Origin of the sequence: Mesorhizobium sp. LSJC280B00 (genome assembly GCF_000502835.1) — a bacterium.
Classification (GTDB): domain Bacteria; phylum Pseudomonadota; class Alphaproteobacteria; order Rhizobiales; family Rhizobiaceae; genus Mesorhizobium.
In genome coordinates this window covers 13,228-26,789 of record NZ_AYVL01000029.1, presented here as the reverse complement: position 1 = coordinate 26,789, position 13,562 = coordinate 13,228, and the positions used below count along the sequence as shown (strand labels likewise).

The following is a 13,562-nucleotide window of genomic DNA, read 5'->3' as shown; positions in this document are numbered from 1 at the left end:
GCGGGGAAATTCGCGCTTACGGTGATCCTGTTCGATCCGATTGTTGAGATGCCGGCTATTGCGGAGCGGATCGGCTTCAGCGGTCGCCGCGATCGCTGCCGCAGCCGGCTTTCAGCGTCGCAGGAAAGGATTGCTTCGTAATTGGTCTGGCTGCCGTCGATGACGATGCGCTCCGGCCGGCCATGGCGCGTCAGCGCCTTGCGGAGGAAGCGTTGGGCCGCCACCAGGTTACGGTTTTCGCTAAAGAAGAACTCGACCGTATCGCCGAGGATGTCGATAGCGCGGTAGAGATACATCCATGCCGCGGACCTTGATGTACGTCTCGTCCAATGCCACTTGCTGCCGACCACACGCTTGCGCCGGTTGAAGCGCTCCAGCAGCTGCGGCGAGAAGTGGGCGACCCAGCGATGCACAGTGGAGTGGTCGACCTTCAACGCGTTCGGCCATCATCTCTTCCAGATCGCGCAGGCTCAGAGTGTAGGCCAGGTACCAGCGCACGCACAGCAGGATCACCGACTGGTCGAAATGGCGGCCCTTGAACATCACGTGCTCCTCCACAGCTGAGGCGTTTTTCTTGCCATGCTCGCTTACAAAAAGGTTTGCGACAGAGCCGTTCGAACCGCATGCCGACACCATCGTCAAGGGCGGCCGCGATGTCCATTATGGCCACAAGCTCAACCTGACGACGGGCAGGCAGTCTGTTCTTTCAATTTAGACCAACTATGCGGATGCCGCCTCAGTCAATTCAAGAATGTAACCAATGCCGCGCATGGTCGTGATACGTGGCGTTGCACCTGACCTACTCAGGTGTCCACGTAAGCGATAGATTCCGACTTCAAGCGCGTTGGCAGATACCTCGTCGTTGAACGAATAGAGGTGATCTTCCAACTGCGCACGAGGCACGATGCGGCCTGCACGGATAAGCAGATGCTCTAAAATACATAGTTCGCGGCGTGCGATCTTCAGAGGATGACCCGAGACGGAAACCTGTCGGCCGATCGGATCGAAATTGAGATTGCCAAATACAACGATGGGGTCGGTCACCTGTGTCGACCGGCGCAGAATGGCTCTCATTCTGGCGATGAGCTCATCGAAAGAGACGGGCTTGAGCAGAAAGTCGTCCGCGCCACCGTTGAAAATTGCAATCCGCTTCTCGAGATCGTTGATGCTACTCATAATGAGGGTTGGAACTGAATGCCCGTTGCTCCTTAGCTGTCTCAGCCAGCCCAAGCCATCGCCATCTGGCAGAGCCAACTCCAGCAGGAGAATTTCATAGGTTGCGCAACAAAATGCCCTCGACGCCTGTTCCAGGTTGCCAACTACATCAACGGCAAAACCGCTATCCCCGAGCGCAACTCGCACAGCGCGCGTAAGATCCACATGATGATCAATGAGCAGCGTTCGCATTTCACGTCCTATCAAGGTCGGACAGGTCACCGTCCGCTGTAAGACCGGGGCGACAGCGGAAGTCGCGCAACTCTTCGTAGTGTTCGTAACGCTCTTTCCGATGGGTGATCGCGGGAGCATGCAAGCCGCACGCCTGCAATAGTCGGGGATGGAACACGTGAAGACCTGTTGACGGGCTGAAACCGTCGGTCGGCCAGCCCACAATGCCACCGACTCTGCCTGCGATTTCTCTGCGCATCGATCCTCCTATGAGTTGCGTCGCAAACTCCAGCTGAGGTCGCAAGGCAGGTTGCGGCTTTGTTCATTGAGAGGACCCCCTGGAGGCAATACCAGGAGGATTCCCTATATGGCACTTCCCGATTTACCACCGGTCATTCCGAACCACGTTCGGCGGCTTTGAAGACACTCATTGAGCGCGGCTAGGTAAATCAAGGGTACGACCTGCCGGGTGTCGATGCCGCTTTTGAAGCAGGCATCGGCACCAGCTCGGTGAGCGTCGCCCGCGCAATTCAGCGGACGCGCTCGATACACCAGTCGAATCGTGCCGCAACTTGCCGCGCCGACAGGGCGCCCGAAGACTTCAGACTTGTGACCGAAGGTCTACGCCCAGTCCTCCTCCCATTATCCACCTCCCTCAAATCAAAGTGGACGTTCAATCTGAACAAATTACGCCATCGTATCACAAACGACTTACCGATCCCCGACGTGCTCTAGCCTTAGTGCTTGTTAAGAAGGTCGGCTACTGTCTCTCCGCGTCGCCGGGCATCGGCGGCGAGCCACACCTCCCCCACCTCATACACGTCGCCGTGGGTACTGAACGGCACAATGACGTCAATGGCAGCCGACAGCAGGTCAAGAAGCGTGTGGTCTTCCACAGCAGCTCCTTGCGGGCTGCTCTTGACGAGTGAAAAGAGCTTTTTAAAGCCTTGGACCGGATCCGCCCCATGAATCGTTGATATTGATCCCGCATGGCCGGAGACGACTTCGCTAAGGTAGGCCCAAGCAGCATCATCGCGCATCTCGCCAAGCAATATTCGATCAGGGCGCATGCGCAAGCTGGCTTGCAACAGTTGCTCGGCTGTCACCGCACCTACGCTTGCTCGGTCCTTCGGATAGAGTAACCGGACATGGTTCTCGTGCGGGATTGCAAGTTCGAGCGTGTCCTCGATACTTATCAGCCTCTCTTGCGGGGGTATAGCGTTGATCAAAGTCTTGCTCATTGTCGTTTTGCCGCTTCCAGTAGGTCCGCAAAGCAGCATCGTGAGCCGCCCGCAAACGCATGCTCGCAAAAATTGCTCCAAGTCACCATGGTCGTAGTGCTGAAGAATCGTTTCGTCCTGCCGCTCTTGGCGCTCCTTTCGTGACCGCCATTGATTCCAACGCGAGTATTCGTAGCGAGAAGAAACTTCCTTGAGTTCGGTCACACGACTTGAGGGACGCCGTATCGTCAGGCTTATTGTTCCTGAGGGAACAGCGGGCGGCAAACAGATCTGCAGCCGCTCTCCGTTCGGCAGCTCAGTCGCACAGAGGGGGCTTTGCGGTCCGACATCTTGCTTGCGCAGCGCTCCAGCGAGGATCGCGATGTCCTCCAGATCGTCATAAGATAGCGGTAGCGGATGTTTCGTGAAAACGCCGGCCTGTCGGACAAAGGCTTCCCCAGGCCGGTTGATAGCGACCTCTTCGGTCCTTGGCTCCTCAAGCCATTTCAAAACAGGGTTGAGAAGCAAACGCAATTGAGGGTCAGCCTCCGGTCGCATTGTTGTCTCTCCGGCGTTGGCGATGTTGGGGGGCTGGCGCCACGGCGATCGGTCTAAGATCGTATACATCTGAGAAATCGAGGTCCCGAGCCACAAAGATCGATACAGCATCTCCCTGGTTTTTCTTCAGAGTTGGCGGAACGTTGATCGTTGCTCTAAGGGTCGTGTCAACGGCTTGTCCGGCGTTGCTCTGGAAGCTGTTGATGCCGCTTCCTCCACCTGAGCTGCCAGCGTATTGACCGGCGGCCTGAAACGCGCCTTGAATGACGCTCATGAGCATTGCTCCGCCAAAGCGCTGCCAGAAGTGATTATCCACCGTGCCAGGCATTCCGGAGCGGCCGAGCTCGTCAGCGCCCGGCGACGCTAGCGAAACGAGGGCATGGTCAGGCGTTTCGATGCGCGTCCACAGCACGAAGACACGCGCATCCCCCTGTTGGAGACCACGCTGGATCTCGCCAATCACGGTCGTCCCGCGATCCAAAAGCACCACGTTGTTGGTGGCGCCGCGGACGTCTTTAGGTAAGACGCACTTCACATAACCCGGTAAATTTGTGTCGACTGCCGTTTGCAAAATGCAGGGAATTATCGTTCCTTGGGTAATCACGAGATCAGGGTGCGGCAAAAGTGTGGCCCGGCTTGGCTCCTGTATATCTGGCTTCAATCGCCCCGTCAGATCGCCAGCGTCTGAAATCTCATGCGAGGTCGCGGGAGCATCCCTATGGTTGTCTTCGCTCCGCTGACCGTCGTTGGGCATTTGACCGCTGCCACTGTAGGCGAAAATTGGTGTTTCCTCCGGCGGCGGATCAGCTGGCGCCGGAGGCGGCGTGGATGGCGCAGGATCTCCTGCCTGCGCCGCCTGTACGGGTGCTGGAGCTTCGGGAGCAATCTCAATCGGCACGGGGCGGAATGGCTCGGCGTCGGCGACAATTGGAGGTTTTGGCTGAGTTGGCTCGTCTTGTGTGCTGGGACGACCGCCGAGCCAGATGAGCGATAGAGATGAGATGAGAACAAGAGCAGCGACGGCCAACTTCTGCAATCCCGAAACATGCCGGCGGGCCGGCTCCGAGACCATCGATCCTGAGGCATGGACATCATGTCCCGACTGTGGGCCGGTTTCATTCATCGGCCGGGCCTTTCAAAACGCGCCACACGTCGGGTGTCACTGTACCGGTCCCTGGCGCTCGTCCCACAGGGTCATAAGCCCTGTTGAAAATGGACAAGACCGTATTGCCATCTCTCAGACGCCATTCCCGGGCGACTGCGGATACTTCAACATAGTCTCCTTTGACCGTGTAATTGGCAGCGGCTTCCTTGCCGTCGGGATTGATAATGTAGAGGGAGGGTATGCGGGAATTGCTTGCGAAGCCAAATACGGTGGTAAAGCCATTATCGAAAACTTCCAGCGGCGCCAGCGATCGATCGCCCTTTGCGACGTAGTGAAAATTGCTTTCGTCCGGACTGGTAGTTGCGGCGGGCCGATTCAACAAATCCTGAACTCTCTCGTCGCGCAGCACTTTCGCCCGGGCCTGACCAAGAATCGAGCGCCTTTCTGCGTCCTTTCTCTGAGCAGCAGCCTCATCAGCAGGATAGGTGAACTGCACACTGTAGTATAGGTCAGGTTGCTGCTCATCGAGTTTTGGCATCGCTCTCGTTGAAATACTGAAGACGTATCTCCGTGTACCGGACTCACTCTCGGCCAGCACGATGACCGGCTGCGGCGGGAGCATCCGGCTAGCCTTAAAAAAGAGATAGTTGGCGCGCGGGAGCGCAGCCAGGTCTTTGCTATTGGAAACGGCCACGGCTGCGACTGTCTCGTTGGCCGCGAATGTGACAACCAGCGTTGCCCCCACTGCGGTAGACAGGCGCACCACTTCGTCAGGACGGTAAGCCAGGTAGCGCATGCGCGCATCATGCTTGCCGGCAAGTGGTGTGTCTTCCGCGGACGCTTCCATCGTTAAGAAGAGTGAACAGACCAGCGCGAGAAACGCTCTTTTTGTCATGGCTGCACATAGCCCAGGTTCGATACGCTATCTTCCGAGCTTTGATAGGAAGTGACGAGTAGACCTCCCGGATTGGTGAGCCTCGATTGCCCAGGCAGACCCGTCAAGCGCTCGTAGCGGATGGTAGCTGTCCAGGTGGTCACTATCGGCATCTGCCCATCGACAACAAGCGTACGTTTGTAACGGATCTGTTGAACGTCCGGACTGATGTCGTTTGAAGAAATATGCCCGACCTCGAGCTTGCCGCGTTTGCCGACCGTGACTTGCGGCGAGGTGGGATTCGGATAGTTGAAGAAATCTTGATATTGCTGTCGCACAGCCGGCGCGCTGAAACTGGATACGAGGTCATAGGCGTATTGGGCTGTATCTGCTGTGTACCCCTCGCGCAGGCGTACATATTCCCACAGCGAAGCATTTATGACGGCTCGGTCTTGGGTTGCCGGCAGTCGAGAGACTGACACTTCGCTGTCGACGGTCCCATCCGGCCGGACCCAGAGGAACACAGGTACGAGCTTGGCCAACGGGACCATGGCAGCAATGGTAAATGCCTGGGCAACATTTCCTAGGACCGCCGCTGCGGCAAAGGCTATCAGGGCCTTTGACAGGCGCCGCGCAGACTTCGCTCGTGAAGTTTGAAACGCTTCCACCTTCTTATAGTGGGCGGCTAGCGTTTCTCTCTCCACCAGAAGGGCATGTTCAGGAACTTTCACTTTGGCTCTTCCGCGCATTCGACCTGAAGATCCTCAGGGGTGGTTTCCCATTGTCCCACGTTCAGTTGGAATGGGGCACCCGCGCATGTCGCAAGCCCATGGCTCGTCTTGCAGGCGGCCAAAGCGAGGATTGACAGAAGTAGGCAATATTTCATGTTTTTGGCACCGAGCTTGTCGATTGATTAACCACCCGCCGTTTTGGCAAAGTGGCGATTGAGGCTGTTAAGAGGTCGGTTCGCACCTCCCCAAGAGCCGCCGGCGATGCTGCTGGCGATCGTCGGAAGCGCGACGATCAGAGCGTCACCAGCTAGGAAAAGCATGTCGAGCTCGTAAAGCCCGATGATCTTGGCTGCTGTCGTGCCCGAGAATTTGATCATCAAAAGCATGGCTGCCAGCGAGACTGCTTCGGCAGCGATTACTATCGTTGCAACGATGTTGAGGAGGAGAAGCAGCAGCCCGTACGAGAGCAGTTGGCCGATCCATCTGGTGGCTATGTCTCGAGTGTGATCAAAAAGGTAGCCTACAAGGACCAGGGGGCCGATCGTCAAGAGCACCTTCGTCAGAATTCCAACGGCATCGTAGATCTCGAACGCTGTCCACAGCGCGCCGTAGAAAATCCATTGCGCTCCCTCGAAAGCAAGTATGTCCTGGCCGTTCATAGGCCCAATTTCGGAAGCAATCAGCTGAAAGACATACTGGCTTGAAGCAAACATGAGATCGAGCTTCTGGGGGATTCCGATGAAGGGCAAGTCGCTGCCACTGATGTCGTGAGCCAACCTCGGAATCGTGTCGTCGAAGAGCGCTTCAATGTACTGCTGATAGTTGGCCTGCCCTAAGATAAGGGCAACGACAATCGACACCATGATTACGCGCGAGATACCCCCGCGCGCATCGACTTGACCACGCATGACCAGACAGCCTTGGATTATTATCCAGAGCGTGACACACGCAACCAGAGGCGCACTGACCGCCTCTTGGATGTTTTCAAGCACTTTGTGCAGCCCGGACGTGAAGGCCCCATGAAAGATCGTGTGTATAGTCGTGAATGGCGCGGGAATTTTGAAATTCATGGCGTGAGCCTGATGTGTCCCTGATCAGCGCAGCTTAGCAGGATGAACTCTGTGTGGTTTACGGGAGGATGCTAAACATATTAGCGGTGTCCTGATGTTCGCGACGCTGCGTGGCGGCCTCCTCCACGGCGTGAAGGCTCCCTTGTGCAGTGGCCATTGTCAGCAGACTCGTGGCCTGGACATTTTGGATCATCGCATCGTGAATCTGCTTGAGGACCAGACCGTTGGTCACGGTGGCCTGCATAATATTTCCCGAGCGGGAAAGCTGACCAAGCGTGCCGGCGTTATCCTTAAGGCGCTTGTCCATCATGCCCAAAGTGTCGGCTGCAATAGCTGCGGCATTGGCGGCCCCGGCGATTTGTCCCTGTAACAGTTTCGCTTCTGAATCGGTGCCGTTGACTATCCGATTTGGGTCCTTCGCAATGTTACGGGCCATAATCGAAGCTGGCGCCCGAGCATCAAACATCTGCTCCTCCAGCTTATTGCTCGACGGGTAGTGATTTCCTTGGTTCAGTGAGCTTAGCAGTCCCGTGACAGCGAATGACGACGTTAGAATTGTCACCATTTCAATCGTGGTAGCGAGCGTCTCGATTGACCTCTCAAGGATCGCCGCATTGGAAAGCGCTGTTAAGGTCGCTTGTGTTTCTGTTACAGGGTCGCTGACGATAAATTGCGAACGGGCCTGTCCGTGAAGCAGAAGGGAAGCAGCAAGGGTCGTTACTGCAAGTTTGGCAAATTTCATGAATATTCCTCCGTCAGTCTTGAACTTCGTGGTACCGGGCCATGAACTTGTCGAGCCACCCACTTGGGGCGTCTCCGTGCTGGTTACGAAGCTGGTCGGCAAAGCGCACTGTGTTGGCCCGCCCCGAGAGTACGGCTACGTACTCGCGCATCTGCCCAAGATCGAATTCGCAAACAATACTCCCGCTATCGCGCTTGAGCAAAAACTTGCGGCTGCCGATTGCCATTCCCTGGCGGATTGCCTCGAACTCCTGCGCAGTGCACTTCAAGCCATCGACATACGCAGAGCGGTCCGCCGTCGGTGATGGGTAGAAAATTTTCGTCATACATTGCGCAACGAGACTAGCTCCGAGAGGCGATTCCAGAACGTGTTCAGGCTGCTGCGTTGCGAGTATCAACATGCCGTTGTTTTTGCGGACCGTGAGCAAGAACTTGTCGATAACGGCCGAGAATTGGGGGTTTAGTAGATAGAATCGAAATTCGTCGCAGCTCATGACGAACCGACGACCATCGACGATAGCGCCCACTCGATGCAGAAGGTATGCGGCGGCCGGTGCACAGACCTCCTCATATTCCAGGAGCTGCGTCATGTCGAAGCCCGTAATGGAGGCATCCAGCCTTACTTCGTCCACGTCGCCGTCAAAAGCCCATCCAAGCGCCCCCCCTCTACACCACCGCTGCAGCCGTGCTCCTGCGCCCTCGGAGGGGCTGTGCAATAGGAATTCGCGCAGGCCCGCAAGTGAGCGCATAGGGGGTTCGAACGAAAGCTGACGAACAATGCCGCGTTCCAGCCGACGGCTTTCCTCCGGCGAGATCGGACCACGGCCGTCACTCTCGATCAGGGCCATCAACCACTCGCGTAGAAAGTCTCGCGAGGCGGAGGTGTTGTCCAGTCCACGCAGAGGGGCCAAGCCGCTCGGAGCGCCTCTGCGCAACGCAAGATATGTCCCTCCCGTGGCTCGCACCAGCAGTTCACCACCCCGATCCTTGTCGAAGAAGACGATCGCACCATTGCGATCGACCAGGCTTTGCTCAAGCATCGCGAGGACAAAGGTCATCAGCGTCGTCTTGCCTTTGCCAACGGGCCCGAATATTGCCGTCATGCCGACGTCATTCTCATGGGGGATGTAGTCGAAAGAAGTTCCACCGTTTGTGCGAAAGCGCGCAACAGCATTGCCCCAGTGGCCGGAACTGGAACCGCTTGGGAAGTTCTCAAATGAGACGAGCCCGGCAAAATTGTGTGAGGTGATCGCCCCCGGGCGCGTGCGCCACCTGTTGTTCCCCGGAAGTTGGGACCAATATGCGGCCTCCATGCCGATGCCCTCTTGGACGATAACGGCGCCCGCGTCGGCCAGCCGTGCGCGGGCACTTGCTGCGCGATCTGCAAGGGTATTGAGGCTGTCGGCATAGACGCACAGGCTCAGATGATGCGAACCCATCACGAATTCGTTGCTTGCCAGTGCGTCCTCTGCCTCGGCAAGTTCATTGATCTGGGTGAGGGCCTTGTCGCCGGCACTCGTCATCTGGCTGGACTTAAGGCTTAGTTTGGCATGAGCTTGTGGGCGAGTGAGGAAGGAAAAGCTCTGGCTCAGGACAAGCGGGAAGTTGGCGGACAGCAAGGAATTTAGCATGCCCGGCCGCGTCGTCGCCGGATATTCACGGAACGAAAACAATGATCCGACGGAGCTATCCCCGGGCCTTCGAATCTCAAGCGCCCGCTTCCCGCAGATGACCTGGTCAGTGTAGATCGAGGCGCCAAGTGAGCCGGTAACCATCGGAACCGGAAGAAACCGGCAAGTCATCATGAGCCGAAGCGCCTCGCCGATTTCCGTGAAGAGCACGTTGCCTTTCTCTCGAATGCCCAACCGGCGCAGACCGTAACCGCCGAGTGCGCCAGCAATGATGTGCCAGAGGTCTTCCAGGCTCCGCATTTGGGTGGCTAGATCGTGCTCATTCCGTCTGCGGGACTTGGCAATCCGCAAGCCGATCTTGCCGATTGCGGTGCGGGGGGACACGATCAAAGTGAGGAAGTGATCGTTGCGAAAGAGCTTTCCCGACAGCACACGACGCTCGTAGGCCTCGCTCAGACTGCCAGCGAATGCACTTTGAAACTGGCGCGGCGCCGGCGCCGGCACATCGTTGTGTCTCACAAGATGAGCGTATATCGAGACATTGTCGTCGGCGATGTTGCGCAAGAGAGTGTTGAACGCGCGGCAGCGCGAGTTGCGCATCTCAGTGTCTTCCAAATCAAAGGGCAGACCGTTCACATGTGCCATGGCCATGATCGATCCGTCTTCCAGAATGACAACCTGATCGCTTACGTGACCAACATACGGAAGGTAGATCTCGCCAGACCTCTCGGTCCGGCCGCTGGCGCCGAACATTACACCATTCCTCTTCCGCGTTTCGGCACTCTGATCGGATTGGCGCTGACGCTTGCGCCTCCCCAGACCGGCCCGTCCACGCTTCTGCCGGCCGTCTGCAAATAGAGCAGCACGACGCTTGCCGCGTTATAGTCACGCTCAACAACCAGCCGTGCTCCGAACCAGAGTGGCGCGAGAACGATTTCGTAAAGCGGGTTCTGAAGGATAATGATAACAAGCCCAGCCAACATCATGAGCAATCCGGCCAGCGTCAGCGGCACCCCCAGAAACAGTGCGGGGCGCGTCGCCGCCACATAGAGGGTGCTCACTTCCAACCGGTCGCTCATCAGCCACCGCCTATGAGCGCCTTGCCCAGGAAGCTGGCCCCGAACATGATGACGATCCCTCCAACGACACCCGCAACCAGGCCAAGTGAAGCACGACCGAACATCCAAGAGATACCGATGGCTACGAGCCCGAGCACGGCCAGTGATTGTCCAAAGGGGCCAAGTATGAACGTGCAGATATTCTGGACCATCTTGGCAGGATCCGTCCCTCCGGTCACCTGAGCCGCGGCTGGCCCGCTGTAGAAGACCGTCCACGCCGCGCCTGCAGCAGCGGCCGGTACATATTCAGCCGCTATGCGCAGCATGGAAAAAGGCGAAGGAACACGCGTTTTAAGCGCACGAAGTATCTTGAGTGGCGTCATCATTGCATCTCCATGTTTCAATCGAATACGAGTTTGTTCGGGTTCGAGGGTTCCCGTGCTTTCGCAGCCTGGCTACCTGTCGGATCGGAGGGATCGGCCCCGGAGCGGTCTGGCTGATACGAGCCCCAGATGTCCCAAGAATCTTGGTTGGGCTGCTTCTTTCTATTGGCCTGTTGGCTCTGCTGGAGCAGAGGCGGCACGGCTTTCCGACCGGGTGCCTCAAGGTGCGGCACATCTCGAGCAGTCGGCTCCAGCGTTCTCTCAAGGAGACTTGAGATGTCCTTTGCGGCCGACTCGACCTTGCGTACATAACCGTTGGCGAAGCCATGCGTGACGTCGCCCGTGTTATAGGCCGAGATGGCACGGCGAAGCGCCAGTTGCTGTGCCACAGCAGTGGTGCCGCCGGCATACCGGCTTTCAAGCAAGTGGGCGGCAGCCGAAAGCGAGGCGCAGGGCTCGAAAGCCCTTTCCGGCGTGAGATTGAGCATGGCAAAGTTCTTGCTGTTTATCTGCATCAATCCAACATCGACAGAATGTTGTGCTTCGAGGCGTTCCTTGATGCCCCGCGTGGCTTCCAGGTGGTCTATCCAGCGAAGCTGCTCACCTGTGGTGTTGTCATGAGCCACCAGCGTTTCAAAGCCACTTTCAATCTTGGCAATCGCGGCGAGGGTGGACGGCGCAACCCAGGGGGCGCATTTGCGCGACAGGCTGCGGAACTCACGCGGAGAAAGTGGCGCGGGCTCGGCTGGGAGTGACATGGATGTCATCAGGACGATGGCCAGCGGCCAAGCTGCAATAAACATTCCCTATCACCTACCTTTCCAAGCCGCCGGACGGGTTCTGGCCCTGTCCGGCACGCGCTTATCGGGGAGGTTTGTTACTGTGTGATGTTCAAGTTCAGCTTTTCGGTTTCAATTGAAGCAAAGACCGTGTTCGTATCAGCGTGGGTGAGCATCTTGCGCATGCGTGGGTGGCGCGGGCCCGATCAGCCAGCGACATCCGGAGCATCTTGGTACAATGACTCCTGTACAGGATTGCTCGTCCCGGCCGTCCGTTGCTCCTGGAGTGTGGGCCGCGACTTTGGCGTCATGGATGGTACTTCTGTCAGCGCCAAGCCAAGGACAAAATGGGGAGCTTGGCGGGCTTGTTCAGGCTCGGGATCACCGTGGGGAATCGACTAAGGCGATAAAGCGGCCCAACTTTGCCGGTATGCTGCCGGTCCTTAAAGAGCAGCCATGCGCGGCCCTGCACACTCAGATCATTGCTTGAGACGCGAGCTCGTCCGTGAAGCTGGCTCGAAGGCGCAAATCCGCGGCGGCGAGGGTCAACTGGGAAGACGTGGCGGCGCAGCCCATCCTGGTGCGAGCCTCGTTCAGCTGTTCGGCCGCCGCCGCCAAAGGGTGGATCATGCACAGTCCCATCGGCAGATAACCGCACGTCATTGACGGAGTCCGACGGCGCAATGGACAAGCATAGTGACACGCTCAAGATGGAGGAGTTGCAGTAACTGAGAAATGTTAGCCCGGACGTTCACCGCAACCGGCGACCTGCCGGTCGCCGAACAGCATTTGAGGCCGCCGGCCACCTTGGACGAAGCCGGCTTGGCAGGAGACACACTATTTTGCACAAGGCCGCTGCAGCGAATCACGGTCTTTTTCCGCCGACCGCCTCTCCGATCAAGCCAAACGCCGCGCTGCTCAACCATGTCCGAGCTGGATCCACGAGCCGGAGGATATCGAGATGATCCAGGTCCGCAAACTCCAGGATGACCAGGATGCAACGGCATAGCAGGAAACTTGGCATCCATGAGGTCGAACTTGAGTGATATTGGCAGGCCTGCACCAACGGGGGAGCTCGAAGCGAAAAAGCGAAGGACCACACGGCAGGGTCATGTCGGCGCTTGGACCTGTCTGGTGGCCACGGGCTGCCTTGGTGCGGTCAATTCGCTGGGGATGAAAAGAACAGGACGAGCACGGCCTCACATTGGCCGCACGCAACGGCGAGTGGTATCAAGGAGCAGCTGTTCTGGGTCGGTGCCCCAGGGTTGCTCGGCAACAGGTTTAGACAAGGGGATTCAAGATTGAAGGTGCGCCGTTGAAACATGTTCTTGTCATTGACGATGATGCCGCAATGCGGCGCCTCATCGCCGAGTATCTCACGATGCATGCCCTGAAGGTAACCGCAGTCCACGATAGCAAGCAGTTTGACTATGTTCTTTCACGTGAGCCAGTCNGCGAACCAGAGAGCAGCGCTCATTTCGCTTTGGGGCCTGGAAGCTCAGCGTGAAGCAGCGGCGACTGATCTGTGCGGAGCGTGGCGAGGTCAAGCTTACCGCATGTGAGTTCAATCTCTTGATCGCATTTCTGGAGAACCCCCGCAACGTGCTATCCAGAGAACGGCTTTTGCTCGCGAGCCGTGTGCGTGGAGAAGAGGTGTACGATCGAAGTATCGATGTCCTAATCATGCGCTTGCGCCGAAAGCTGGAGGCTGATGCGGCCAACCCTCGCCTGGTCAAAACATCCCGTGGCGCAGGGTACTTCTTCAACGCTGACGTAGATGTTAGCTACGGAGGCACGTTGGCCGCGTGACAGTGAGCTATGCTGGAGATTGGGGTGACGAGGCTGATCAAGCCTTCCAACAGTACCAGCCTGATCAATTACGGCGAGAGCTACCGGTCTNGAGATTGGGGTGACGAGGCTGATCAAGCCTTCCAACAGTACCAGCCTGATCAATTACGGCGAGAGCTACCGGTCCGGAGATCGCATCAGCCCCTCTCTGCATATGCACGCGGCCGCCTGAATTGCC

The 13,562-nt window shown here is 57.5% G+C and carries 12 protein-coding genes and 2 pseudogenes; 1 reads left to right on the top strand and 13 read right to left on the bottom strand.

What is annotated here, in order from left to right; all coding sequences use genetic code 11:
* Positions 1-18 precede the first annotated feature (18 nt).
* The 13 genes and pseudogenes from X773_RS67845 to X773_RS67790 form a co-directional block, all read right to left on the bottom strand.
* Positions 19-543, bottom strand: a pseudogene (locus X773_RS67845) (IS6 family transposase); the annotation flags it as partial.
* 177 nt (positions 544-720) lie between these two features.
* Positions 721-1,407 (bottom strand): response regulator transcription factor, encoded by a 687-nt coding sequence (locus tag X773_RS67840; RefSeq protein ID WP_023679590.1) that lies wholly within the window; start codon positions 1,405-1,407, stop codon positions 721-723.
* A 716-nt stretch (positions 1,408-2,123) separates the two neighbouring features.
* Complete coding sequence (gene virB11, locus X773_RS67835; protein ID WP_023673699.1) at positions 2,124-3,164, bottom strand: P-type DNA transfer ATPase VirB11; 1,041 nt, start codon at positions 3,162-3,164, stop codon at positions 2,124-2,126.
* The gene (gene virB10 / locus X773_RS67830; RefSeq protein ID WP_023679589.1) at positions 3,148-4,287 is read right to left on the bottom strand and encodes a type IV secretion system protein VirB10; all 1,140 of its coding nucleotides are present in this window, start codon (positions 4,285-4,287) and stop codon (positions 3,148-3,150) included. The genes virB11 and virB10 overlap by 17 nt, the downstream gene beginning before the upstream one ends.
* Positions 4,280-5,164 (bottom strand): TrbG/VirB9 family P-type conjugative transfer protein, encoded by an 885-nt coding sequence (locus tag X773_RS67825; RefSeq protein ID WP_023679588.1) that lies wholly within the window; start codon positions 5,162-5,164, stop codon positions 4,280-4,282. Before X773_RS67825 ends, virB10 begins: the two co-directional genes overlap by 8 nt.
* Complete coding sequence (locus X773_RS67820; RefSeq protein ID WP_023679587.1) at positions 5,161-5,874, bottom strand: type IV secretion system protein VirB8; 714 nt, start codon at positions 5,872-5,874, stop codon at positions 5,161-5,163. Before X773_RS67820 ends, X773_RS67825 begins: the two co-directional genes overlap by 4 nt.
* On the bottom strand, positions 5,871-6,029 hold the full coding sequence (locus X773_RS75250; protein WP_081731114.1) for a type IV secretion system lipoprotein VirB7: 159 nt from the start codon (positions 6,027-6,029) through the stop codon (positions 5,871-5,873). Before X773_RS75250 ends, X773_RS67820 begins: the two co-directional genes overlap by 4 nt.
* 27 nt (positions 6,030-6,056) lie before the next feature.
* The gene (locus tag X773_RS67815; RefSeq protein WP_023679586.1) at positions 6,057-6,944 is read right to left on the bottom strand and encodes a type IV secretion system protein; all 888 of its coding nucleotides are present in this window, start codon (positions 6,942-6,944) and stop codon (positions 6,057-6,059) included.
* Positions 6,945-7,002: 58 nt separating this feature from the next.
* Positions 7,003-7,686: a type VI secretion protein gene (locus X773_RS67810; RefSeq protein ID WP_023673704.1), complete on the bottom strand. Its 684-nt coding sequence runs from the start codon at positions 7,684-7,686 to the stop codon at positions 7,003-7,005.
* A gap of 13 nt (positions 7,687-7,699) precedes the next feature.
* Complete coding sequence (locus tag X773_RS67805) at positions 7,700-10,069, bottom strand: VirB4 family type IV secretion/conjugal transfer ATPase (RefSeq protein ID WP_023679585.1); 2,370 nt, start codon at positions 10,067-10,069, stop codon at positions 7,700-7,702.
* Positions 10,069-10,395, bottom strand: a complete 327-nt coding sequence (locus X773_RS67800; protein ID WP_023679584.1) for a type IV secretion system protein VirB3 — start codon at positions 10,393-10,395, stop codon at positions 10,069-10,071. Before X773_RS67800 ends, X773_RS67805 begins: the two co-directional genes overlap by 1 nt.
* A complete protein-coding gene (virB2, locus tag X773_RS67795; protein WP_245274807.1) occupies positions 10,395-10,700 on the bottom strand; it encodes a pilin major subunit VirB2 in 306 nt (101 codons plus the stop codon). Before virB2 ends, X773_RS67800 begins: the two co-directional genes overlap by 1 nt.
* A 74-nt stretch (positions 10,701-10,774) precedes the next feature.
* Entirely contained in the window at positions 10,775-11,560 is a 786-nt protein-coding gene (locus tag X773_RS67790) for a type IV secretion system lytic transglycosylase VirB1 (protein ID WP_023673708.1), read from the bottom strand.
* A gap of 1,291 nt (positions 11,561-12,851) precedes the next feature.
* Between X773_RS67790 and X773_RS67780 the strand changes: the two are divergent.
* A pseudogene (locus X773_RS67780) lies at positions 12,852-13,345 on the top strand (winged helix-turn-helix domain-containing protein).
* Positions 13,346-13,562: the final 217 nt, after the last annotated feature.